11 protein-coding genes are annotated in these 26084 nt (G+C 45.2%); 3 read left to right on the top strand and 8 right to left on the bottom strand.

What is annotated here, in order from left to right; all coding sequences use genetic code 11:
- Positions 1 to 266: 266 nt before the first annotated feature.
- The gene (locus AAEZ00_RS07295) at positions 267 to 2303 is read right to left on the bottom strand and encodes a methyl-accepting chemotaxis protein (protein WP_233768554.1); all 2037 of its coding nucleotides are present in this window, start codon (positions 2301 to 2303) and stop codon (positions 267 to 269) included.
- Between the two features lie 627 nt (positions 2304 to 2930).
- Here AAEZ00_RS07295 and AAEZ00_RS07290 point away from each other — a divergent pair.
- Positions 2931 to 3623, top strand: coding sequence for a fumarylacetoacetate hydrolase family protein (locus AAEZ00_RS07290; RefSeq protein WP_124011918.1), 693 nt, complete (start codon positions 2931 to 2933; stop codon positions 3621 to 3623).
- Positions 3624 to 3930: 307 nt separating this feature from the next.
- On the opposite strand, the gene AAEZ00_RS07285 is transcribed toward AAEZ00_RS07290, so the two are convergent.
- Genes AAEZ00_RS07285 through AAEZ00_RS07260 form a run of 6 tightly spaced genes read right to left on the bottom strand, consistent with a single transcriptional unit; the run spans position 3931 to position 22700 of the window.
- Entirely contained in the window at positions 3931 to 4188 is a 258-nt protein-coding gene (locus tag AAEZ00_RS07285) for a hypothetical protein (protein ID WP_164839507.1), read from the bottom strand.
- A 50-nt stretch (positions 4189 to 4238) separates the two neighbouring features.
- A complete protein-coding gene (gene pfaD, locus AAEZ00_RS07280; protein WP_124011917.1) occupies positions 4239 to 5864 on the bottom strand; it encodes an eicosapentaenoate synthase subunit PfaD in 1626 nt (541 codons plus the stop codon).
- 28 nt (positions 5865 to 5892) lie between these two features.
- Positions 5893 to 11790: a hotdog fold thioesterase gene (locus AAEZ00_RS07275; protein ID WP_351088487.1), complete on the bottom strand. Its 5898-nt coding sequence runs from the start codon at positions 11788 to 11790 to the stop codon at positions 5893 to 5895.
- Complete coding sequence (locus AAEZ00_RS07270) at positions 11787 to 13946, bottom strand: PfaB family protein (RefSeq protein ID WP_124011915.1); 2160 nt, start codon at positions 13944 to 13946, stop codon at positions 11787 to 11789. The genes AAEZ00_RS07275 and AAEZ00_RS07270 overlap by 4 nt, the downstream gene beginning before the upstream one ends.
- Positions 13943 to 21835, bottom strand: a complete 7893-nt coding sequence (locus AAEZ00_RS07265) for an SDR family NAD(P)-dependent oxidoreductase (protein ID WP_351088486.1) — start codon at positions 21833 to 21835, stop codon at positions 13943 to 13945. Before AAEZ00_RS07265 ends, AAEZ00_RS07270 begins: the two co-directional genes overlap by 4 nt.
- On the bottom strand, positions 21819 to 22700 hold the full coding sequence (locus AAEZ00_RS07260) for a COG3415 family protein (protein WP_351088485.1): 882 nt from the start codon (positions 22698 to 22700) through the stop codon (positions 21819 to 21821). The genes AAEZ00_RS07265 and AAEZ00_RS07260 overlap by 17 nt, the downstream gene beginning before the upstream one ends.
- A gap of 767 nt (positions 22701 to 23467) precedes the next feature.
- Here AAEZ00_RS07260 and AAEZ00_RS07255 point away from each other — a divergent pair.
- Positions 23468 to 24376: a 4'-phosphopantetheinyl transferase family protein gene (locus AAEZ00_RS07255; protein ID WP_124011912.1), complete on the top strand. Its 909-nt coding sequence runs from the start codon at positions 23468 to 23470 to the stop codon at positions 24374 to 24376.
- A gap of 101 nt (positions 24377 to 24477) precedes the next feature.
- On the opposite strand, the gene queF is transcribed toward AAEZ00_RS07255, so the two are convergent.
- Positions 24478 to 25335, bottom strand: coding sequence for an NADPH-dependent 7-cyano-7-deazaguanine reductase QueF (gene queF / locus AAEZ00_RS07250; protein ID WP_124011911.1), 858 nt, complete (start codon positions 25333 to 25335; stop codon positions 24478 to 24480).
- 54 nt (positions 25336 to 25389) lie between these two features.
- Between queF and syd the strand changes: the two genes are divergently transcribed.
- A complete protein-coding gene (syd, locus tag AAEZ00_RS07245; protein WP_124011910.1) occupies positions 25390 to 26040 on the top strand; it encodes a SecY-interacting protein in 651 nt (216 codons plus the stop codon).
- The last annotated feature ends 44 nt before the right edge of the window (positions 26041 to 26084 follow it).

Here is a 26084-nt window from a genome sequence, read left to right as displayed (position 1 = left end):
CTAGGGCGGACTACGTCCTGCTAGTATCGCTTCGCTGCTAGGGCGGACTACGTCCTGCTAGTATCGCTTCGCTGCTAGGGCGGACTACGTCCTGCTAGTATCGCTTCGCTGCTATGATTTTATAGCATCTAGCCGCGTAGCGTTCTAGCAGCGCAGCGTCCTAGTAGCGCAGTACGCTGGCAGAGAATATTAATCAGCACATTATTGATATTGCTGACCCCGCATAAATGACCCAATAATCATTCCATCAATGATCATCGTTATGGTTATAGCTTAAAACGTTCAACGGAGGTGGTAAGCGAGCGGGCTAATTGATTTAATTGTTGGCTTCGATTGGTCATTGATGTTGATTCTTGTGCATTTTGTTGGGCTGAATCTGCCGTTTGAGTCATTGTTTGTTCTATTAATTGGCTATGGTTTACTTGTTCATTGGCCGAATGAGTAATACTTTGGCTCATGCCATTAATGGTACTCAATGCTGTTTCTATTTGTTTAATAGCATCGTGTAACGACTGACTTTGTTCAACACATTCACTGGCTTGCATTTGTCCTTGTGAGATGGCATTGACGGCATTCGTTGTTTCTTGTTGTAGAGCGTTAATCATGGTTTGAATTTTGGCGGTTGATAATTGCGTTCTAGACGCTAATGATCGTACCTCGTCGGCAACGACGGCAAAGCCACGCCCATGTTCACCCGCTCTTGCCGCCTCAATAGCCGCATTTAAGGCTAACAAATTAGTTTGATCGGCAATAGCACTGATGGTCGTTAAAATTCCACCAATATTATCGCTGTGTTGATTAAGTTTTGTCATGATCTTAACTGAGTCATGCAAGCTGGTTGATAAGGTCTCAATGCGGAGGCGATTATTATTAGCAATACTTTTTATTTGTACCCCTTGCAAAGAGGCTAATTTGACATGTTGTTCAGATTCCGCGGCTTGCTCACTGACCTGAGTAGAACTGTGATGTATTTGTTCGGCGAGCAGCTTTGCCTGGCTAATATTATTAATTTGTCCTGAGGCTGAATGGGATATTTTTTCGCTTTGCTCTTGTGAGCGAATAGCGGATTCATCGAGCAAATGCGCATCACGACTAATGGCTTGTAATAAATGAGTCAGGTCGTCAGAAAGTTTATTGATGTTATCCATCAAGGCTCCAAATTCATCATTATTTGTCTTGGTTAATCGCCCCGATAAATCACCGCTGGCGATCCGTGATAATGCTCGGTTAATGACTTGCAGAGGGCCTAACATGGCTTTTGACGTGAAGTAATAGATAAAGATCGCCATTAATACAAATATCACCGCCATTGAAATAGCCAATGTTTGTGCTGTATTCACTTCATCTATGGCCACCATTTGTAACTGGTTGAATCTTTCGTTCGCGAGTGTCACTAATTGATCTAACTGATGATTCGTAGCATCAAAAAAAATGTTGGCTTGTAGATGACTTTGCTCTGCTAAGCGTTGCTTATTGACGACATTGTGTTGCGCGAGATACAAGGTGCCAGGTTCATCTGTGAACTGTTTAATGGCTCGTAAGTTGGTGTCAAAATCGGCAAATAGCGACGTTGCACCCAAGGGGTCAGCTTGTTGGGTTAAGTAGTTGCCATTAACCGTAATATTAACTAATAACATCGAAACATCTTGTTTATGAATATTAATCGTATCGGCAGAAGTTAATCGACCGAGTTCCGTTATGGTATTGCCAAGTGCGAACAACATGTCGTCGATACGCACTCCGCCGCCAATGACTTCTGCTAATAACGGTGCTTCATCAACTGGCGCTTCGATAAGTTCCAAATCAATCATATTGTTACTGGCGTTTATACGCGCATTATCAAAATCTTGCTTTAAGGTAGTGAAGTGAGTGCGGGTTTGCTCTATTTCGAGTTTAGTGCTGAACATGGTGCGCGATTGTTTTACGTACTGCTGATAGGAGCTTTTTGCTTGAATTAACGACTGGTGCATAGTGGGATGATCCGCTACTTTGACTAATAGTGTCGTTAATACGTTATTGAATTCTTGCTGTAATAGATTAAATTGTTTGAAGCTGAGATTGATACTGTCATTACCGGTTTGTGAATAAGCTAAGCTATCTGTTTTTGCCATTTTTAATAAGGTAATTTGCAATGCATTTGATTTATTTTGAACGGGTACCGCTAAGGTTTCAATATTAGTATTTGCTGTTTGAATTTGATCGAGAGAATGATAAAAAAAACTACTTCCAACAAGCAGTAATAAGCCAATAGAGGCAAATCCTAACGCTATTTTTTGTTTAATTGTCAATTCGAACATTGTCATTTAGTCTCTCTTATTATTATTTTTCTGACAGTCATTCTTACTGTATTAATCGTTAATGAAACAGGTTTATTGTCTGTGTACAACAGACCTAGACTAGTTCGTTGTTAAAAAAATGTAAATACAATTATATAAATATATCATTGTTTTTATAGTGATATTTACTATTGTGATCAAGGGGCTTACCAAAATTTGGTGCTCGTTGATTGAAATAGAGGCGCTAATATAGAGAGGTTATTTACATAACTTCAACTCGCAATAAGAGAGTGACTAAATCGTTAAACTGGGGGGGTATTTCAGGCCTGTAATATCAGCCTTTACCTGTATTGGCGTAAACAGGGGTTTATTTAAAGTTAGTCATATTATCAAACCTGCCACGGTTTTTTGCTATTAAGGCGTATTGAAGCGTCAATCGCGGGCCTATTGTCAGTCGATAGCACTTCGATACCACTTCGATAGCGGAACAATGGGCTGGTTGATAACCGTTTGTTGATAACCGTCTATTATCCTTAATTGAAGTGACATATTAATAGACAAGCGATCATACTAGGCTTGATGTGTTAACGTCGTGATGCTTTTGTTGCTAAAGCGGTTAATTGTTCTCAATATGTCTAATCATTCGAGGTTAATGTGGATCGACAATCAGTAACGCTAACACAAGTTAATGGCCAAGTTTTACATATCATCCCATCAAAAATTATTTGTATTGGGCGTAATTATGCAGAACATATTCACGAACTAGGCAACGAAATACCTGATGATATGGTGGTGTTTCTTAAGCCTAATTCAGCTATTACCACCACGTTACGGAGCCATTTGGATGAGCCTTTACATTATGAAGCCGAGTTGTGTTTTATGGTAAGTAATGGCCAGTTTAGTGCCGTTGGAGTTGGGCTTGATATGACTAAGCGGCAACTGCAAGCTAAGTTAAAAAAACAAGGCCTACCCTGGGAGCGAGCTAAAGCCTTTGATGGTTCGGCCCTGTTTAGTGACTTTATTCCAATTACTCAAGGTATGCATAATGGGTGTTTTCAGTTAACGATTGATAACGTTGTGACTCAATTGGGGCATCAGCAATTAATGATGTATCAACCACAAGCTATTGTTAACGCCATTCGTGAATTTATGACCTTAAACGATGGTGACATTGTGATGACAGGAACACCTAAAGGTGTAGGTGAGGTGGCAGCCAATAGCCAATTTGAGCTTAGCATGTGGGCTAATATGCCATTTAGTGATTTTAAAACCGCTTTAGTCGGAGACAACACCATTGCGCAATCCTCTGGCGCCGCTGATATTGTGGCGCGCTGGCAAGCTAAATAACCCCAACTTGGTTTAGGGGTGGGATACGTTAGTCAAAAGCAGAATATTGAGTCTATTTCATAACCGTTTATTATCCCGAGCAGAGATTAAACAGGGCTTTTTACGCTGACTGCGTTTGTGATTTCTTTTTTTTGTTATCGCTTACTCATGTAGAACAACGACCGGTCATCACTCTGGCTTGTATTACATTGCGGCGCAAACTGGCAAGTAATTGACTTACAGATAAAAAATGGCCCAAACCCTCTTTAGTTAAAGAGGGTTTGGGCCATTTCGGTAGCATTATGTCATTAACGCTATGTCATCAACGCTATTTCATTAGCGCCACAGCTTCCATGTCTAGCTCGATGTCCGTGCAGCCTTTAGCGCAATAAATCCCTGGGGCTTTATTATTTTTTGGTGCCTTTTTGGTATTAGGCGGCAATAGAAGTGTTAGCGGTTTATTGCAGTCGGTGCAAGTCGCACTATTGCCTTTTAGCATGCGCTTAATCAGGTTTTTTTGCTGGTTAAACGACACAAGTGTCGGGTCGTTAACCGCCGAAAAATCGAGTTTTTGGATATCGCTCATGTTAGTTCCTATCTTTATCACTTATCTCGCGGTGAAGCGTGATAAGCCTATTATTTAATTTGGTCTACTGGGCGCCAGCGCTGTAATGCTACGGGAAGGCTAACACCTTGTGCCGTTAATAAATTCACTCGAGCTAAATAGGCTGCACCGTGCATTAAATGCTTGGCCAAATCGACGGCGTGACGTTGAGTGTAATCATCTAAATAGCTGCCTTTAGCCCACGCATTGAATGCTCCAAGCGAAGGACCGGCCCAAATTTGATAATCCATCTCGCGACCCACTTCACCCGTGTTTGACCAGCGACTTGATAAGCCTAAATACCAACGGAAAATCAATGCCATTTTACGTTTTGGATTGTCTTTAGCGCGTTCAATCTGTTTGGGATCTCGTTCATTAAAATGTGCCACAGTGCCGGCCCAAATATCATCAAGGCTTGAGCGAAATACTTGTTTTTCAAGTTTTTCACGCTCGTCGCTTGGTATGGCTTCGATTGAGTCATAGCGAGTATAAATTTCGTATAGTTTGTTGGCGCGCATGGGAAATAATGTGCCGCGTTTGACCACTTGTAACTTAACGCCCATTTCGAACATATCGGCGGCTGGCGCCATCGTCACATCGGCCATTTCTGTGGTGGCCAGTAATTTACGCGTATGTTCGCTGGCGCCGGCTTCCACGCAGGCTTGGTTGATGGAGCCGGTAACAATATAAGCTGCGCCCATATGAAATGTCGCCAATGCAGCATCAGGGGTGCCCACACCACCACCGGCACCGACGCGAAGAGGCGTTTTGTAATTGTACTGCGCTTGCACTTGATCTTTTAGTGCCAAAATAGTCGGCAGTAAGGTGACTAATGGACGATTGTCGGTATGGCCACCAGAGTCGGCTTCTGCGGTAATATCATCTGCCATTGGCACTAATTGCGCTAATGCCATTTGTTCAGGTGTAATCAAACCGTCATCAACCAGTTGTTGGAGCATTTTTACTGGCGCGGGTTGCATAAACTTAATCGCTACTTCAGTACGGCTGATTTTAGCGATCACTTTATTGTCGATTTGAATATCACCGTGAACGTCACGGCTTAAGCCTGCTGCGCGGTAATAGACAATTTGAGGGGTTAACCCCAAAAATGCAGATGCTTCGACGGTACGTACTTTATGCTTCAAAAATAGCTCGACACTGCCACGCTCTAGTGCGGGCTCACTCGGGCTGTGAATTAAATTAAACGCATAAGGGCCATTAGGCAGCGCCGTTTGAATGCGCTTAATGGCTTGTTCAACTCGTGATGGAATTAACCCCGCTGCGCCAAATGAGCATAAAATACCGGCTTGGCCTAATGCGATAACCAGCTCTTCAGAGGAAATACCATTCGCCATGGCGCCAGCATAATAGGCGTATTTTACCCCATGCACGCGGCGGAAATTACTGTCGCCTAAACTTTGGGTGCCAAGGGCTGGTGCAAAGGCGCTGACAGGTAGCGCATGGGCTGCTACGGCATCGGTCACCACTTGAGCCTGTTGCGCCACACCTAAGCCTTGCTGTGTATCGTTAACCACATAACATGGTTGCGATAAATCTTTGAGCTTTTTGTTCATCCCAGCGTGATCAAAACAGCTGTTTTGCAAGCTAACTTGCCATGGCCAAGGTGAAAGCTTTTCGTGTTGTAATTGAGTTGACATTATTTTTATTTCCTTGAAAAGCGAGCGGCTAAGCTTCTTCAATACAAATTGCGATATCTTTGACTTCGTAAATACGCAGGCTATCTTTACTTAAATTGGCATCACCAATAATGATGCGTTTACCGTGTTCATCTTTAATGGCACTGATATGAACATCGAGCGACATTTGTTTGTTTAATGGATTAATCTGACCGCGATATTTCCATTTTATATCAGATAATATCTGCCCAAATTTCGGGTTAGTGAAACCTTTACCTAAGTCTGTACTGATGGCGTAAGTTTGCATTAACTCGATGATAGCTTCAACGCCTAATGAACCTGGCATTACCGGATCTTGATGGAAATGGAATTGGAAGAACCAATCACTTGGATCAATCGTGCGAGATGCCGACAAATAACCGTTACCATATTTACCGCCTTTAAGCACCATTTCAGCCGTGTCGATAAAGTTAAGTTGGCCACCGGCTAAACGATAATGTGGCTGGTGGGCAGGAGCATTGAATAATCGCGACTGCTTATCCAGTAAGTTGACGCTGACATCTGCAGCCACATTATTGTCGAGGTGCCATGGCTGGGTTATTTTGCCATTATCTATGCCGAGCTGATTTTTAAGTGCGTCACCTTTAAAGTAGCCAAATACTGCGCTGCCGGTGTAAAACGGCTCGTTATCGACGCTTAGCTCAAACGTGAAGCTTTGAATAATATTACTGCCAGCGATGACAGTAGACAGCAAACGTGAGTCATTGACGATAGTTTTGCCGCGTAAATCGACTTCGCGCAGCAGGGTGCCGTGACCATCTAAGTTGCGGAAAAACAGTTCTTGCCCAGGAAAACCAAGAGTGGTGCCCATGTAGCCGGAAATAAAGCCATTAGGTTGTAATGAAATCTCCATTAATACCGAATAAGGCATTACCGTCTGGTGGCTGTTGTTAGCAAAGTACCAGGCATCTGCCGGCACTTCGTATTCAGCGATACAAGACGATGGCTTTTTCAGTTCGCCGCGCTTACCGTTAATGTCAACCACGCGAGTGGTTAACTGTAAATCGCCACAAGGCGTGCGCGGTGGGATCAGTCCGCGGTAGATACTAAAGTCAGGCCCGAAGCATTTTTCGATATCGCCAGTGGCAAATTCGAACATATGGTATGGCGTAAATGGCACGGTATCGGGTACGCGGTTGGCATACTTTGAATCGGCGCTTACTTGTGGCGCCTCAACGTGTTTAAGTGGAATAACGCCCTTGTTACTTGGGGCATTTAAATCTGGAACTTGCGCCATTAATGGGGCTTTGTTGGCAATATGTTTGCTGCTAGCGTTTGAATTTACAGCAGGGCTAGTGCCTGCTGTATCTAACGACAGAAGCGGGTAACGAGTGCATTCAGCTTCTTCTTTAATCATCACCCCAAGATTTTGGAAATCAACCACCACCTTGCCATTGAGCAAAATATCAATATTAGCTTTGGCGTAGGGACGAGGATGAACACCTATTTCGGTGACCTCCATGCGATAAGTCAGCTCAGCGGTTTGTGGTAACACTTGGCCACGACAACGCACTTTTTGTGAGGCATTTTCCAGTGGCTGGAAGCGACCATTGTCAACCAGAGTGTGCATCCCAATGTGGACCATAAAGAATTGCAGTAATTGACCACAACCTTCTGCCATTAACGAGCCAGCCATGACTTGGTCGCCTTGGAAATGACACGGGAAATACCAGTGATCTGGCGCAATGTGTTTATGACCTTCAAGTAAGCCTAAGCCCCACGCGCCACCGTGCACTTGAAGCTGGCTAACACGCTCAATCATTAAGAACTTTTCTGAGGCAAAACAAAGCGATTTTTGCAGCCCATTTTGCAGTTGGTGACCAACATGTTCACCGCCAAAACAGCTGCCAATATCAGCGGTTAATAAATGATGAATTTGGCCATAGTCAAACGCCGTTTGGTTACAATGCAGTAATGGTGTAAAGGTTGGTTTATTCGGATTATTAAGTACTTGTTGACGAAGTTTGATTTCCTCTTCGGTATGGATCACCCCTTTCCCATCGGCCAGTTCTTGGTCGGTAAAGAAGCCTGCGCAGCCGCCATCCATTTTGAGGATCATCTTGTCGCCAACAAAGCATTCGTACGAGAAGAAGAATAATAGCGTGTCGCCATTGCTGGCAAAGTTGTTGATTTTAATGTCGTAACGCAGGGTATCGCCGCCGCGAGGTAAATCAGCTAAGAAGGTCAGGGTGCAATCAAGTAATCGATAAACCCGCTCACCCTTGTTTTCAAAATCGATGCCTAAATAACTGATCAACATTAAATCGCACTGACCTGATTCAACGGCTACAGCCCAAGGGATTTGACCATCGACTAAGTAGGGCGCATCAACCGGGATGTCGTATTCTGTGGTCATTGAACAGGGTTGGTATTGATTTATGGTCGCATCAAGTTTAGTGACGCGCGACACCAATAAATAGTCGGTGGTTGGCAGCCTTACTCGGCGAGAATAACTGTCGATAATGGCGTAATCTGGACCAAATACCTTGGCAATATCACCTTCAGCATACTCGACTAAATCAGCGTAGTTCCAAATACATGGTTTGTCTGCCGGCGTCGGCGCGGTGTAAGCAGGTACGAAGGCATGATTGGGCTGGATTAACTGCGCAGGCATAGCTGTTGAGGCGTTAACGTCAATATTTACAACAGGCTGTGAAGCAACTGAAGCCAGAGGCGCTGGCTGGGCGGTAAAACCGGCCAATTGAGATCGTAATAAACTGTCGGCCACTTTCAAGCCTGCATCTCGGCTGGCTAAATAAGCTAAATGCGCTTGTTGTGCTAACCACTGATTTTGTTGAAATGCCGTTAAATGTGCAGGTGGAATCGTATGATTTGTCATACAGGCAACCCTTGGTTGCTTTGGAATCGTTTTATCGGGCATATTTTCTGACATAAGAGGCTCGGCGATATTCTCGCTATTATTGACGCTAAGAAGGCTATTATCACGAATAGTTGGTTGCTTACTTTCAATGGTGTTGAACACCGTTGGGGCGATATCAGCACATTGATTGATAATACTGTCGAGCGCATCAAGTGGGCTGTCGATAATGTGTTGGTAAATATCGCGACCGCCTAAACTGACTTGCTTAATTAAACTTACCTTACTGCCCGTGGCTAATTGTTGAGTTAAATTATTGCTCAGTCGAGCGTGCAATGCTTGTTGTTGCGCCGCCGAAACCGACAAATTCACTTGCGAGTATTGTTTTTCACTATTGGTGAAGACACTGGCATTGATAGCGGTTTTATTGATGTGACGTGTTTGCACTAAAGCGTGCAGCACACTGGCCATGCCAGAGGCGGCAAATGTATGACCGAGAATGTCATGGGCTTTACAGATTAGCGTCGCTGAATTAGCGGCTGTCGATGCATCCGCTATCCCTTGGGCAAACTGCTGGCCTTGCTCTGAGAATAAGCATTCCGGCGCTTGGTTTAACTCGATAAGGTCTGCCGCAATGGTGGCGGGCTCTTGCGACAATGGATCAAAATCAATGCTGTCGATACTGGCATAGCTGTGAAGGGTAGTGTGTTCGGCATTGGTTTGTTGCAGCACTAGCGCGCCAGCCCCTTCGCCTACTAGCCAATCAGTTGAACCCAAGCCTTTGGCATTAAGTTTAGCGGTATTGAACAACATGTTTTCAATACTGCCAGACAGATCCACGGCGGCAATAACGATTGCATCTAAAGGCTCTTGTAACGAGCCAAGGGCAAACAAGTTTTGTGCCACATCAATACAGCGATTAACTGACTGCTCGCCCGCTGAAATGGTAAACGCTGGACCATTGAAATCCCACAATGAGGCGATCCGCGACGCCATAATATTGCCAATAAAGCTGGTGTACTGGTTAAGCTTGGCTGCATCTAACACACTGTCCATTGCAATCGCTTCTAAGCTGTTATATTCCGCACTGGATAACTGGATCCCTTGGGCATTAAGGCTTTGAGCTATTTGGCTGTGTAAGTTAACTCGTCCGCGAAATTGGTGTAACTCAAGTTCGGTTTCCATGGCGACTAACACGGCGACTTTGCTGCCTGGTGTTAGCTTGGCATCGACAATGGCTTCATTGGCTATTTTGATTAACAGCAGCTGTTGAGAGATCAGCCGGTCATCTTCATTAGGCGGCACTTTAAAACGTAAGAAATCAAAATCGAATTGATCAATATACGCGCCTTGTGGTACTTGATTAATGCCATATTGGGCCAATAACTCTGGGTGTTTGTCTAAGCCTTTCCAGCGCTTTTTTGGCAATGGGATAAACAGTGCTTGCTTGGCGATGATGTTATCAGCCAGTGCATCGATACTGCTGCATTGGCCAAAATGCGCGGCCATACCGGTAATGTGCATCGGCGTTTCTGCATTGACTAATGCACTGTTATTAGATTGGCTATTATTGAGCAAAGCCTTGGTAGCGACGGCTTGAGCCGGAGCTTGATATGACTCAATCAGTAAATGGGCATTACAGCCACCAAAACCAAATACCGATACCCCCGCATGGCGGGCTTTATTGCCTGCTTTATCGGGCCAAGGCAACACCACGTTTGGTAAGGTTGCTTGACCAAATAATCCATTAGGCGAGGCGATAGGCGCACTAATATTAATACTGGGTGGCAACACGCCTTGGCGCATCGCAAAAATCATTTTCATGATCCCGGGCATGCCTGCGGCGGTGAGTAAATGGCCTAAATTGGATTTTGCTGAACCAATCAGTGGTGTCGCGCTGCCTTGAAGCTTATCTTCAAAAAACCGCTCCATTGAGGTGAGTTCAACTTTGTCACCTAATGGCGTACCGGTTGCGTGACATTCAATCACTTCAATACTGGCGGGGGTAATACTTGGGTCTATTGCCGCTGCATCGCGATAAGCACGTTCAAATGCTTGTACTTGGCCTTTACTGTTTGGGCTTAACACAAACTGGCCTTTACCGTCGTTTGATAAGCCGATCCCACTGACTAAAGCGTAAATATGGTCGCCATCACGCTCAGCATCTTCAAGACGTTTAAGCACTAATACCCCAGCACCTTCGCCAGCGAACAAGCCTTTACTGTTTTGATCAAACGGAGCTGAAATGCCGTGGTCGGGATAGGCGTGAAATATCGAAAATCCCATATTGATAAAGAAGGGATCGGCACCTGACACTGCGCCGGCAAGCATCATGTCTGCTTTGCCAGTATGCAAGTAATCGCACGCCAGTTTTAAGGCGTAAACCGAGCTGGCACATGCCGCATCTAAACTGAGCTGCGTACCACCTAACCCCAGAGCATCGGCAACGATTTTTGAGGCGTTATGGGCAATGGCACCATTACGCAAATTAACGGTCTGAGCTGTCGCATGTGCATTAGTTTGTGGCTGCTGGTCAACAGATTGCTGATCAAAGTGCTTATCATAACGCTCATTAAAAGAATGCAGGCTGAAGTTTGGCTGTTGTAGTTTGGTTTGTAGGGCTTTTTCTACCGCACTATGATAAAGCGGCACAAATAGCTCGTTAGATTTTGCCGTAGGAAATGATAAGGTTCCCATGACAATACCTGTGCGTTTGAGCAAGCTATTGTCTAGATCAATACCCGCATCCGTTAAAGCATTACGCGCAGTGTCGGTTGCCCACAAAAAGCTTTCATCTAAACCATCAAAGGCGTCACTCGCAATACGATATCCGTTTGGATTAAAGCTAAATCCTTGGATATAACCGCCTTTATCGCAATAAAACCGGTCTGACTCGCCTTGAACGCCCAAGTAGTCACTCGGTGAAGCATTGAGTTTGTTGGCACTGATTTGGCTGCGTGAGTCTTTTTTGTCTAATAAATTTTGCCAAAACGATGCAGGGGTATCCGCATCTGGATACTGATTGGCTAAGCCAACAATGGCTATTTTAGGGATCGCTTGAGAACTCAATGAGGTTCTCCTTCTAATGATGTTTCACTATTACGAATGAGAGATGAGCCGTCGGCTAACGCCGCCTGCTGGGATAATGTGTTAATCGTATCGTTAAGGCTGCGGATAAAGGGGCTTAATGACATCGGCACTCGATGAGTGATTAATTGCCCCAGACATTTAAGTAAACTGCTAATATCGTCGCCGCCTTTTGCATTAACAGCCATCGCATTGACTTTTGCATGGACCTTCGCTGGAGACGAATCGCTACTCTGAGCATTGATTTTATCAATTAAAGTGGTTATTTGACGATCTGCACCGACTTCAACAAACAAACGACAGCCATGGTGGCGAGCTTTATGGATCAATTGAGTAAAGTCCAATTGATGACAAAAGGTATCGGCTATCGATTGGGCAATGGCGTGTGAGGTTAACGCAACCGGATCTGCCTCGGCGGCTGAGATAAACTGTAATTGGTGGGGTAAATTCTCCACAAGCGGTTGCTGATAAAACTGGCTAACAGACGTGGTAATATTCAGTGCCGCAGGTGTGTGCATAGCGGTGACGCGATTAGCCGCAATGCCGCGTTTACCCGCTTGTTTTAACAAGGCTTTACAACTGGATTCACAGCCAGCGATAACGCAGGTATCACCTTGGATAATGGCAATATAAGCCCGCGGATGATCCGCTAAATGGGGCGTGAGTTCATCGATGCTCGCACGAGTGACAAAGCTGTTCCACACAATGGTTTCGTCATCGGCTAATTGCCATTGCTGGCGAACACAGCGGAGCTCGCCAGAAATATCTTGGCTAAAAATACTGCTGTTTTGCGTCGCGGCAATCATGCGATGCGGTGCCTGCCATACGTTTAAACTGGCCCACATGGCCGCTTCACCCATGGAGTAACCCAAAGCAAAGCGGGGCTCAATGGCAAACTCTTGCTGCAACAGTTTAGTTAATACATAACTGGCTCCAACGCCGGCAATCGCCAATTGACTCAGACTCATCTGTGCTGCACGGCTGTTATCTGCGCCATAGAGATATTCAGTTTGTAACATCGATTGCATGTCACCTTGGTTTTCAAGTTCGGCATATAAATCCGGGAAAACCAGTCCCAATTGACTAAGCATGTTTGGATAGACGGTGCCTACGCCGGGATAAACAAAACTTAAGCCATGATGACCAAGGGGCGCTGAGTAAAAGCAACTGCCGGCAGGGGTTTTATATTCTATGGCTGCATTTGAGCTTTGGGCAAGATCGCCATTAGCCGACATCTTTGACATCATCGCGTTGACTTCTTGCACCAATCCACTGCGGTCCGCTGCCATTAATACCAAGGCTAGGGGCGCATCCGTTTGATAATCTACCAATGTGGTGTTGATAAGCTTGAGTAGGCTAAGGTCGTCAGCAGTTGAGTTTAACTGCGTAGAAAAGTCCATCAGCTTAGTGCGTAATTGCGTTAATGAAGCTGCGCAGAGTGGCAACCATAAACGCTGAGTATTGATCAATGCCTTGGCGGCGATTAGCGCACGTCCTTGGGTTAGGATCATTGCCTGAACACCGGCGGCCGCTGGATAACATAAGGCCGCCACCCGACTTTGGTGCAGTGTGCTAAACCAATATTGACTGTTGCTGTTGTCTTTGGATGGTATACAGCGACTGGCGATAGACTCGACCAGGGTTACCATTGCCGTCAGCGTTGTTTGTGCATGAGTGCTGGCATGAGTACCAGCATTAGCATCAGCACTGGAAGTAGTACTAACATTAGCACTAACATCTAAACTGCCATCTAGCGCGACAATCTGCGGCTGAGCATGCAGACGTTTTGCATGGGCAAGGGCGAGTGTTACCGCTTCAACTTGATTGTCGCCAACTGCAATGCCGTTGATATAAGCATGAGCATGCACGCCGTGTTTAGCGGCAATCAGCCCCGGCATTATCCACAATCGATCGCCAATATTGACCATGTCATTGCGGGTGGATGATAGTGTCTCAACGCTGTGTAATAACGCCAATTCAAAGCCATCGACACGTTGAGTGTCAATGGCAATGAAGTGCTCATTTACCGAGTCAACATCAGGCTTGCTTAGCAACAATGCCAAGCGCATTGGCTTGGTTTGTTGCTCCGCAATACGCTCACTAATACTGCTTTGCGTTATGTTGCTTGATGCCGTCACACTGTTTCCTTGCTGTGGTGAGAAAGTTCAGCACCAGCAGCTTGATGTGCAATAAATGCCCCATTCAAACTTTTGCTAATGGTCACTTTAGCGTTAAGCATTTGGCAACTCAGGCGGCCATCTTGATGATATAAACTCACGTTAGCGATTAGCATTCTGCCACTGTGTTTAACCACATTCAGTTGAATATAACCTTTATCACCATTAGCAAATGGCCAAGCGGTGACACATTCACCGGTTGATGAAGGTAAACTTGCGGCACCGTATTTCAGTCTCGCCCATACCAGCATGGCTTGTAGCAGCAAATCTTCAGCGAAAATTTGGCTGCCACCTAATGCCGATGACGGGATAAAACCTTGGCAGTCTGCGGCATTAATCTGCGGCAATTGCACTCGGCACAGTAGCTGAGCATCATCAAATGCTAGCACCTGATTTATCCCTTGCAAACGCGGGCCATGAAACAAGGTTCCGTTTTGATACAGTTCAGCCCCTGAGTTCAATGGCACCATGTGCGACCACTTTGTCAGACTCGCTGTATCAATCGCTGGCTTGGTGATCTCAGTTGCCAAAATGGCACTATTGATCACCAATGTCGCTTGGTATTGCGGTTTCATGGCTGCACTTGGCTCATTGAGCAGACGAGAGGAGATCTGCGCGCTGATCTCAGCCTCCGTTTGGCTTAGCTCAAGTTGCAACAAATGTGGCTCATTGGTGTCAAAAATAACCCCTTTAAGCAATTTGTATTCAGCAATACTGACTGGCACATGACATAAAATTTCTGCCGCATCACGCATCCATTGCATGGCGCATACTGTCGGCAATACCGGATTGCCCGCAATACAATGGTCGCTAACAAAAGGCATTTCAGCCGGAGTTAAGACTCGAGTCACCGTCTGACTGATAATATCAGTAGCCGGTGTCTTAGTCTCAGATGTCTTAGTCGTAAATGCTTTAGTAGCAAATTTCAGCGAACCCTTGGCGATAAGCAAAGCGTCCGCATTAGGCTTTTTTGCAGCATTATCCTGTTCTGACGAGCCTTGCATATCAGAGCCAATGAGCAGTTGCGCCCCTTGTTGGCTTAATAAACTGTGGGCAAATAACTCGGCACCCGTTTGTAGCGGAATAACGTAAACGCCACGTTCAACAAACATTTTCTTTAATGCTGAACTGACCATACCGCCATCCCAAGGGCCCCAGTTAAAACTCATCACTTTAGCTTGCGGTAAAGTGTGCGCCAGTTTCAGGGCGGTTTTATTGAGGATTTCATTGGACATAGCATAATCACTCTGACCGCTATTACCGTAAAAAGCGGCAGCCGATGAAAACAGTGCAATAAGCTTAATCTGTTGTGGGTCGAGTGCGTTAAGGATGCTCGCAAGCCCAGTCACTTTGGTGTGGTAGACGCGGTTAAGCTCATCCAAGGTTTTGTCTTGTATATGCTTGTCGGCTAACACACCGGCACCGTGGATAATGCCATTAATGGTTAATGAGTCGCCCTTAGCATTAGTCAGGTTTTTAAGGCTAGCAGCTACCGCTGTGGCATCGCTGACATCCATCGATACATATTGGGCACTGGCACCGACCTTGCCAAAAGCGGCTAACGCACGATCGATTTCTAGGCTGCTGCTTATCGGCCACACTAGCGCATCTATCTGTTTTGGCGTGGGTTTATTACCTTGCGATTGAATATAAGCAATGGCAGCGGCTTTTAACTCAGAGGCTTGCTTGCCTTGAGCCCAAACCGGTAAGTCGCTAGCAAAATGTTGGCTGCGACCTGCTAACACAAAATGTGATTGGCACTGTTTGGCTAAGGTGAGGGCGCATTCAAACGTTACGCCTTTTGCGCCGCCGGTGACCAAAATAGTGTCATTACTATCAAGTGTTGCTGGCGCAAATTGCTCGCTGGCATTGGCTGCAACTAATGTCACTCGGCCTTGCTGACTGATCCCCACTTCGTTAATGCGATCTTCGCTTGCATTGGCACCATCGATATCAAACAACTCTGCTACGATAGCATCAGCAAAGGCGCTTGCATCAAGGTTATTAGCAATGTCTAAGGCGCGGCAAAACACCTGTGGCCACTCATGGCTTAAGGTTTTGCTAAGCCCAGACAAGGCTGCTTGGTTAAGTTCTGCTGTCGCTAATTGGCTATTATCTAAGTAGCCAAACCCACCGTCTAAACGACTCACAGTAAAGTAGCATAAGCGTGAAGATGTTGGCTTAGCGAATTCTGGGTGCAGATGCTTGGCCCATAAAAATGCATTGTCGACCGCAGCTTTAGCGGCAACCGTGCACGACATTAATTCGCTGCTGTTGGCTGTGGCTTGCGGCTGCAAATGAACAAAGCCCGCAATGGCCTGTTCAGCACCAATGTCGGCCTTAATATCGGCAATGACCTTGGCAATTTGTGCATCATCAATGCTATTCAAGGTGTAGCTTTTAATATCACTGCTTAATGGCGAATGCGCCACACTGATGGTTTGTGGGTGACGAATAACGGCGACGGTTAATCCCTTTGCATTGAGCTTTTCAGCCAGTAAACCTGCGTTGTGGCCATCGTCTGTGATGACAATACAAGTTGCTGTTGAAAAACAATCTAGGAGTTTATCCGTCGCTGGTAACTTTTTTAGCGCTACCTCGCTATGTGGAGGTAATGTTGTGGTGTCTAATTCAAGCTTGTTTGCGCTTAATGCTGGGGTTACTACTTCGGCAACTATGCCAGCAGCAGGCAGCTTGGTCTGCATGTAGCTGACAATTTCACCTAAGGTGCGACACTCGGCTAAATCTTCAGGGTTCAGTTCTGGTAAGCCTGGCAGCTCATCTTGCACTGTGCCTAAAATCTCGACGCGCTTAATGGAGTCGATACCTAAATCGGCTTCCATGTCCATACTCAGTTCAAGCATTTCAGCAGGGTAACCGGTTTTGTCGGCGACCACGCTTAACATCGTACGCTGGACGTTTTCTGCGCTTAAGCTGGTTGATTCAGGTGCAGCAGTGATAGACCCTGCTGTTACCGATGTTGATCCTGTTGATGCTGCAGTAACCGTGTTGGCTGCAGGCAGTTTAGTCTGCATGTAGCTGACAATTTCACCTAAGGTGCGACACTCGGCTAAATCTTCTGGGTTCAGTTCTGGTAAACCGGGTAGTTCGTCTTGCACTGTACCTAGAATTTCAACCCGCTTGATGGAATCGATGCCGAGGTCGGCTTCCATATCCATGCTCAGTTCAAGCATTTCAGCTGGGTAACCGGTTTTGTCGGCTACCACTGACATCATGGTGCTTAATACAGTATCAGCACTCAAGCCCGTTGTTGCAGGTGCTGATGAAGATACCGTTGCTACTGGAGCGACTGTGCTGGCCGCAGGCAGTTTGGTTTGCATATAGCTGACGATTTCGCCCAAGGTGCGACACTCGGCTAAATCTTCTGGGTTCAGCTCAGGTAAGCCTGGTAGCTCATCTTGTACTGTGCCTAGAATTTCGACGCGCTTAATCGAGTCGATACCAAGGTCTGCTTCCATGTCCATGCCAAGTTCAAGCATTTCAGTTGGGTAACCGGTTTTGTCGGCAACCACAGCTAACATGGTGCGCTGAACGCTTTCTGCGTTTAAACCTGCTGCTGGCGCAGATGCAATTGATGCTGGAGCTACTGTGCTGGCAGCTGGCAATTTAGTTTGCATGTAGCTAACGATTTCGCCCAAGGTGCGGCACTCGGCTAAATCTTCTGGGCTCAGTTCTGGTAAACCTGGAAGTTCATCTTGTACTGTGCCTAAAATTTCGACGCGCTTAATGGAGTCGATACCTAAATCGGCTTCCATGTCCATGCCAAGTTCAAGCATTTCGGTTGGGTAACCAGTTTTGTCGGCAACCACATTGAGCATAGTACGCTGGACGTTTTCAGCTGTTAAGTCAGTTGATGCCGGTGCAGCAGTTTCTACCGAGGTTGATCCCGTTGACGCGACAGCAACCGCGTTAGCAGCAGGCAATTTGGTTTGCATGTAGCTAACGATTTCACCCAAGGTGCGACATTCGGCTAAATCTTCTGGGCTCAGTTCCGGTAAGCCTGGAAGCTCTTCTTGCACTGTGCCTAAAATTTCAACGCGCTTAATGGAGTCGATACCTAAATCGGCTTCCATATCCATACCAAGCTCGAGCATTTCAGTTGGGTAACCGGTTTTGTCGGCGACCACATTGAGCATAGTGTCTAACACTTGTTGCTGTGTTAGTCCGGCTGTTGGTACAGAAACCGCTGCTGAGCTAACTTGCTGAGCCACAGGAGCTTGAACAGGTATACTGGCTGTCGGTTGAGATTGAACCGCTTGAGCCGCTTGAGCTGTTTGAACCTGAGCTGAAGCTGGAGCAACAGGTGCTACCACTGGCGAAGGTATTGCTGCTTGAGCTATGTGGTTTGACTGCACAAAAGCAGGTTGTACTGATGCAGCAGATACTGATGCAGGCATAGCCGCTGGCGTTTGCCCTTGCAACATGGCTAATGCAGCTTGGCTTGCTTGTGCTTGCAGTGTTAAGAATTGCGTATGACTTTGCAATGTTTGTGCTTGATGCTGGTGGAACATCTCCATCGAACGTTGCAAGCTTTCTGGAATGGCTAATCCCGATGACGCCATTTGTGCTTGGGCTGTCATCAGGTGAGCAAAGGTATCACCATATTGCTGTGGGATAGCTAAAAACTGCTGATGTAATTCAGCTGTTTGTTGCTGCGCAGCAAAAAATGCACCGATACTATCGGCAGACGCTGACACATTTGAGCGAACCGGTTGAGCTTTAGCTATAGGAGCTGCTGCAGCTAAAGGTGCAGCTACTGCAGATGCTGGTGCGGATGTTGCTGGCACTTCAATATATTCAGTTTTAATGACTTCTTTTTCCACAATTTTTTCCACTACTTTCTCGACTGGCACTTCCACTGTCTGGCTGGTAACTGTGCCAGTTTGAAGTGACTTGTTCATTTTGGCTTGGGTGTTGGGACTAATATAATTGCTGGCAGTTAACTTGACGTTCATCGGTGAGACTTTTGCAAGCTCAGCGATAGGCGCTTGATATGGGTCAACCTCAGTTAACGTCACACCTAACACTGCAAGCTGGCAAGCAGCTTGACGCAGTTGGGTATCACTGCTGCCCTTTGGATTGGGATTTAAGCTAACCACACTCACAGGCTCAGCTTTATTGCCTAATGTTGCCTCAACCAGTTTTTGGAGAATGTTTTTCGGACCAAACTCAACAAATACCCGTGCGCCAGCGTCGTACATAGCTGTTAATTGCTCGCTAAAACGAACCGATTGCAGCATATGATCAGTCAATGCCGCCTTGATTGCTTTGGGATCATTAGGATGTGCTTTGCCGGTGCCGTTGGCATAAAGACTCAATTTGGGCTTGGCAAATTTGACCTTGCCGATTGCGGCTGCAAAGGGTTGCTGAGCATGTGCCACCAATGGGGTGTGGAACGCGCCAGAAACGGGCAGGGCAATCGCTTTAAAGCCCAGCTCGGTGGTGATAGCTTGTGCCGCTAAGGTGCATGATGCTGTTGGCCCTGCAATAACAAGTTGGGTCGGTGCATTGTAATTAGCCACCTTGACGCCTTCGAATGCACTGATGCACTTTTCAACTTGTTCTGTGCCTTGCTCAACCGATTGAGCCGGAACAATAATCGCGTACATGACCCCAGCGTCTTGATCTTTAGGCGTGGCAGCCATTGCTTGGCCACGAGCAAAGGCCAATTGATAATAATCAGCTTGGCTAATAACGCCTGCAGCACATAATGCTGACAATTCACCAAAACTATGACCAGCAACAATGTCGGCGGTAAAACCTGCTTGAGTCAATAATGCATATTGGCCCATGCTCACCGCACCAATAGCACTTTGGGCATTAGCTGTATTGGTTAATGCTGCGTGTTGTGCGGCAATATCGTCGGCTTCAAAAGCAGGATTTGGGTACATAACTTGTGACAATTGTGTTTGCTTATGTTGGGCAAATACCTTATCGGCCTGCATCAGTTGTTGACGCATTTCTGGATACAAACAGGCTAAATCTGCACCCATGTTTAGATACTGTGCCCCTTGTCCGGCAAATAATGCCGCCACTTTATGGCTTGCCGATTCAGGATGGATCAATGCTTGCGCGCGATAACTTGTGCCTGAAGGTAATTGCCAGCTGTCTGCAGTATTTGAGCTTAACTGCGCTTGCGCTTGCGTTAGCTGAACGGTTAAGTCTGCTAATGAAGCAACGACTAAGCCTATGCGTGCCGCATTTGGGGCGATGGTATTTAAGGCAAATCGTTTGCCTAAGTCGGCTAACACAATTTCTTGACGATTTTGCTGTGTGGTATCAACGCCATTAACTTCAGCTTGAAGTGCCGTTAATTGAGCCTGTAATGCGGCTTTGTTTTGCCCATGGATTAACAGCGTTTGTGGCACTGAACGTTGACGATACTTATCACCTCGAACATGTTCTTGACGATACTCTTCCAACACAATGTGGAAGTTAGTGCCGCCAAAACCAAAGGCACTAATACCGGCGCGACGCGGGGTATTGTCTGCTCTTGGCAACCATGGACGGGTTTCAGTGTTTAAATAAAATGGCGAGTCCTGAATGTTTAATTTTGGATTCGGCTTACTGACGTTAATGGTCGGAGGCAATACTTTATGATGCAGCGCCAGCGCGACTTTAATGACCCCAGCGGTTCCTGCTGTCGATTTAGTGTGACCTACTTGTGATTTAACCGACCCAAGGGCAATGTGCTGTTGGGTATCATTATCTTCAGTAAACACCGATTTCAGGCCATTAAATTCTGCCACATCGCCAGCTGCAGTACCGGTACCGTGGGCTTCAATTAAGCCAACAGTGTTCGGTGCAAAACCGGCATCATCATAAGCACGTCTTAATGCTTTAGCTTGGCCTTCTGGGCGAGGTGCATAAATACTTTTAAATTTACCATCAGATGACGAGCCAACGCCTTTGATAACAGCATAAATGCGGTCACCATCGCGTTCAGCATCATCAAGGCGTTTAAGCGCCATCATGCCAATACCTTCACCAATCATCATGCCTTTTGAATCAATATCGAAAGGTTGAATGGTGTCATTAGTGGTAAATGCCGGTGTTTTTGAAAAGCTCATGTACATTGATGGAGAGTTGTCGGTACACACGCCACCGGTGAGCATCATGTCACTGCGACCTTCAACTAACTCAGTGATGGCCATACGCATAGCCGCCAACGATCCCGCACAAGCGGCGTCAACAACACAATTCATGCCGCCTAAATCAAAGCGGTTAGCGATACGACCAGCAATCACATTGCCGAGGGATCCTGGAAATGAGTTCTCTTCCCAGTGAATATATTGATCCTGAAACTTTTTGATCAACATATCGGTGTCTTCGTCGCTTAGACCGCTATTTTTAAATACTTTTTTGAGTATAGGGTATTGCAAACGACCACTTAGGCTATGATTGAGCTTTTGACCACCGCCGACGCCCAGTGTAATACCGATGCGATCGGTATCGTACTGTGCATCAATACCAGCATCCGCTAGCACTTCTTTGGCAACCACTAACGATAATAGTTGCGAGGTGTCTGTTAGTTCGAGGATGTTAGGTGGCAGGCCAAATTCCATTGGATTGAAATCGACTTCAGGTAAAAAACCACCGCGTTTACAGTAAGTTTTATCGGCCATTGATTTATCGGCATTGTAGTAATCTTCAGCATTCCAATGGGTTTCTGGAACGTCGATAATGGCATCAATTTTTTCGCTGATTAAATCCCAAAATTTGTTTAAATAGCGTGAGTTTGCAAAAATACTGGCCATGCCGACAATGGCGACAGGCATGTCTTTTAAGCGTTTGTTTAAACGCTTATCTATATTACTGGATTGGCTCATATGAGTCTCCGTTTGATAACTGAGGTTCAGTTATCTGGTGTTGGGATCCAGCTGCATGAGTGGTGCTAGTGGATACTGCGGCTGGCTGACCTGCTCCAGGAAATCGAGCAAGAAAAGTGTGATAGTTGCGAACCAATAACTTACGTAAATGAAACGGTCCGTGCTTTAAGACATGCGTAATATAGCGATTACTCGCCTGGGTATGGCTGTCTTGGTAAATATCGAGGTAAACCCAGTCAGACTTAAAATCGACCCCAAGCAGAACGGAATAGGCATGTTGTTCTGTTAGTTGAGGCGGAATACTTAACGACACCACTTGTACTACGTTGTCCGGATCTGGACTCGGTAGGGCCAAGGTGTCAGCTAAAGTCTGCGGGTTAACGGTATAGGTTTGAATATTTGCGCCCTGAGTGATCGGCAGCTGATTGAAGAATTTTTCTGGCACAAAAGGGCTATCAAATTCGTCGAGTTTTGACACCCCAAAGCGTTTTAAGCAGCGGGCAAGGCCGGAGCGAGAGACATTGGGGTTGATAAATTGTTGGGTGACTTTTAATAACCTGTCTAAGGGCATCTTTAATTGATAACGCAGGCCCAGCATCACGTACTCTTCCATTGGGGATAGTGTCGTGTTGAGTTTGTGCGGGGTGTTTGGGGTGTTATCAATTGAGTCACGTTTACGCCACTTACGCACGGTGGCTTCGCTGATATTGAGGATTTTTGATAATTGGCTGACGCTGTAATCGGATTGCTGAATAAATTGACGCATCTCCGGCGTTGTCGTCGCGTTACGGTGATTAACCGTTTTTTGACCAGGCTTACCCTCAAATAGACTCGACTCTGGATGTGTAGTTATCTTTTTTGTCATCTAGACAGGGATTCCAAATAATCTATTGAGACTTTAGCGCATTTAAACTTACCCATACTTACTTAAGTCATACTTAAAGAAGATAAAAATTAGTCTAAATATCCATTTATGCTTTTTTTAGCACAAAGCAGATTACCTGAGGTTTCACTCCGATACAATCACCCGAGACTAAAAACACGTAACGTGTCGCTTAAAAGCCCTCTTTATAGATACAAAGCTCGTAATTTGAAACGGGTGTCTTGTGATATTCTATTATCCATTATGTAGGTAAAACAATATCGTCCATGCTTATGCTACTGTTATATATGATTATTAATCGAATCGCTTGTTGGTGGTTCAATGTTCTATTGTGGTTTAACATGCTAACTCAACGCTGACTTTTTGTATTATAACGGATGGATTAATATCACCCTTTATTTGCTCATAAAATTGATTAGGTTTATTGGTATATTGTAAAGTAGATCAATAATTTATTCGTAATGAATTATTAGCTATCGTCTAGTAGTTATCCTCTACTAACAATGATTTTACTCGGAGGACAGACTGCTTAGAATGTGGGTAAGCACATAATCTTCGTATGAGATTATTAGCATTCACCTTAGGCGTGAAGTCTGGGGGTTACCCATGGAAATTAGCATTATGTTAATGCTAATACTATTTTTCGCGTCAATTGAGAATCATCGCGATTATTGACAAATTCCTCGCTGAAGAGGGCTTATTAAGGTAATTTAGCCGTATCGCCATTTAACTGAGTTTTGTTTGCTTTAATGCCTGCCACTTTTTCGATATCCCAATTAGACTCGCTTGCTAAGCCGCATATTTACTTTGTGCGACTTGATGGTGGGTTTTCAACTGCAGATTATGATGCAGGTTTAGCCTTAGGTTGGTTAAGTGCTGATGAAGTCGCCAAGGTTGGCCGCTATAAAAGCGTGTCGGCGCGTCATAATGCGTTGCAAGTTCGTATCGCGCTTAGGGCGGTATTATCACTGCATAGTGAGCGAAAACCCCACGAGTGGCGTTTTCGTTATGGTGACAAAGGTAAACCAGCGCTTAGCGATGATTTATTGGCTCAAACTGGGCTACATTTTAATATAAGCCACAGCGGCGAGTGGTTGATGATTGGCGTGGTTACAGGTGGACAAGCGTTTAAAGCCGACTCCGATGTGAGTTTTGGGGTTGATATTGAACGTGAACGAGGCAGTACAGATATTGTGCCTATTTTAAATCATTATTTCACCCAAGCTGAAACTGATGCTTTGTTGCAATTACCACCATCATTACAGCGGCAACGTTTTTTTGATTTATGGGCGGTGAAAGAGTCTTACATAAAAGCACGCGGCTTGGGGCTGGCATTGTCGCTTAAATCGTTTGCGGTTGATTTTAGTCAGGCAACACCGCGCAGTATTGATTTACTCTCAGTTGATAAACAAATGCTTGATAATCAGAGTCAATTAATAGCATTATGCCAAGCCGTTAAGCTGCATTTTACTAATCCTCAAGATGTTGCGACAAAGATAACTTGGCAGACGGTGATGGGACGACTTGATCAAACATACCGTTTTGCCGTTACCTTAGGTTTGGCGAATCAATTGATGGCGACAACTACACCCAACCCGCTTGCGATTTTTGATACACCATTATGTTATCAATTAAGCCTCGCTGATATATTGCCATAAAGCTAAAAACGCTTAACTCTATTATCATTCACTCATCACTTACAAAAAAACCAACCTCAGTGAGATTGGTTTTTAGCGAATACTGATAACCGCTACGGCGATTATTGTCTCGCAAGGCGGTTTGATTCTGGTGGGTTTTCAAAGTCACTGCGATATGGGTTGATGTCTAAGCCACCGCGACGGGTATAACGCGCATAAACGGTTAACTTAGTGCACTGGCAGTATTTTTTTAAGTCGACAAAGATACGCTCAACGCATTGCTCGTGAAATTCATTGTGCTGGCGGAAAGAGATTAAATAGCGCAGCAGTTTTTCACGATCAATTTTAGGGCCTTGATAACGGATCATCACACTGCCCCAGTCAGGCTGTGAGGTGATTAAACAATTAGACTTCAATAAATTTGAATTTAGTGTTTCCGCCACGTTTTTGTCAGGATCTGTACCACCGATTAAATGATCTGGATTAAATGCGTATTCGTCGACTTCAATATCCAAGTCATCAATACAAGTACCCGGTAAATCAATAATACGTTCAAGATTAAAATGCTTAGGTTCGATGACTTTTACGGTCATATCACCTTGGGCACAAGCGGCTAAATCGCGGCTTAAGGTTTCTTGTACGGCTTCGACACTGTCAAACTTAGTTTGGTTAAAACTATTTAAGTACAGTTTAAAAGATTTAGATTCAATCAAATTGACACTGTTGATATCTAACTGAACTTCCAAAATGGCAACAACAGGCTTGCCTTTAGCATTAAGCCAAGACAATTCATATCCGGTCCAAATATCGGTACCGTGAAAAGGGAGTTGACCACTTAATTCAATAGCATCTCGGTTAAGTTTACGTGGAACCCCTTGCAGCAGTGACGCGTCATACTCAGCTTGATAAGCAGTTGCTTGGCCTAATGTTAAGCCTTTTAATGCTGCTGCATCACTATAAGGGTCGTGATTGTGTGTCATCTAATCGGATTCCGTGTCAAAATATGGTTTTATTATAAACTACGAGTGGCTTAAGTGTCTTGTTCATCTGCATTAGATTGCTTTATAAAAAACTATCTTAAATCTTATCAAGATACTTTATCTGAATTTCCGCGCTATTATCCTTTGGGCGAAGACTCAATATGTATTCAAGGAACGTTTGATGCAAATCGCGATGAAATAGTGTTCTGGCAGCCTGTTAAACGGGATAATGCAGCTGATTTTAGCAATGTGGAGCATGCATTAAATATTCAGTTACACCAAGATATTCATGCATTTTATGGCCAATATTTTTCAGCACCATTACCGTTTACGGCCTCGTTTGGCGACGGTGAATTAATTCAAGCGTGGAATCAAGCCGACTTTGAGAATTTGCAACAAAATGTAATTGGCCATTTGATCATGAAACAAAAGCTTAAACAACCATCTACTTGGTTTATTGGTGTAACAGGTGATGATGATCAAATGCTAACGGTAAACAACGATGATGGCAGTGTATGGATCGAAATACCAGGCCAGAAACAAAGCACTCAAATTGCGCCGTCATTAACTGAATTTCTGCAGCAACTATCTCCACTGATAAAACCGCCGGTTAAACCGATTGAAGAAACTGAGATTGTTGCCGATCATCCGGGTATCTTGCAGCGGATCAAAACCATGTGGCAATCGTTACGCGGTAAACAATAATATATACACTTTGAAATGGCAGCAAAACACATCGTTCAGTCTTT

The organism is Shewanella sp. S1-49-MNA-CIBAN-0167, from assembly GCF_040310145.1.
Lineage (GTDB): Bacteria > Pseudomonadota > Gammaproteobacteria > Enterobacterales > Shewanellaceae > Shewanella > Shewanella psychromarinicola.
The sequence above is the reverse complement of the archived record's forward strand: the minus strand, read 5'-3'. Positions and strand labels throughout refer to the sequence as shown.

Excerpts from the sequence above, each read along its gene's own strand:
- queF (WP_124011911.1), bottom strand. The coding sequence starts at position 25,335 with ATGACACACAATCACGACCCTTATAGTGATGCAGCAGCATTAAAAGGC.
- AAEZ00_RS07265 (WP_351088486.1), bottom strand. The coding sequence starts at position 21,835 with ATGAGCCAATCCAGTAATATAGATAAGCGTTTAAACAAACGCTTAAAA.
- pfaD (WP_124011917.1), bottom strand. The coding sequence starts at position 5,864 with ATGTCAACTCAATTACAACACGAAAAGCTTTCACCTTGGCCATGGCAA.
- AAEZ00_RS07260 (WP_351088485.1), bottom strand. The coding sequence starts at position 22,700 with ATGACAAAAAAGATAACTACACATCCAGAGTCGAGTCTATTTGAGGGT.
- AAEZ00_RS07285 (WP_164839507.1), bottom strand. The coding sequence starts at position 4,188 with ATGAGCGATATCCAAAAACTCGATTTTTCGGCGGTTAACGACCCGACA.
- AAEZ00_RS07255 (WP_124011912.1), top strand. The coding sequence starts at position 23,468 with ATGCCTGCCACTTTTTCGATATCCCAATTAGACTCGCTTGCTAAGCCG.
- AAEZ00_RS07295 (WP_233768554.1), bottom strand. The coding sequence starts at position 2,303 with ATGACAATGTTCGAATTGACAATTAAACAAAAAATAGCGTTAGGATTT.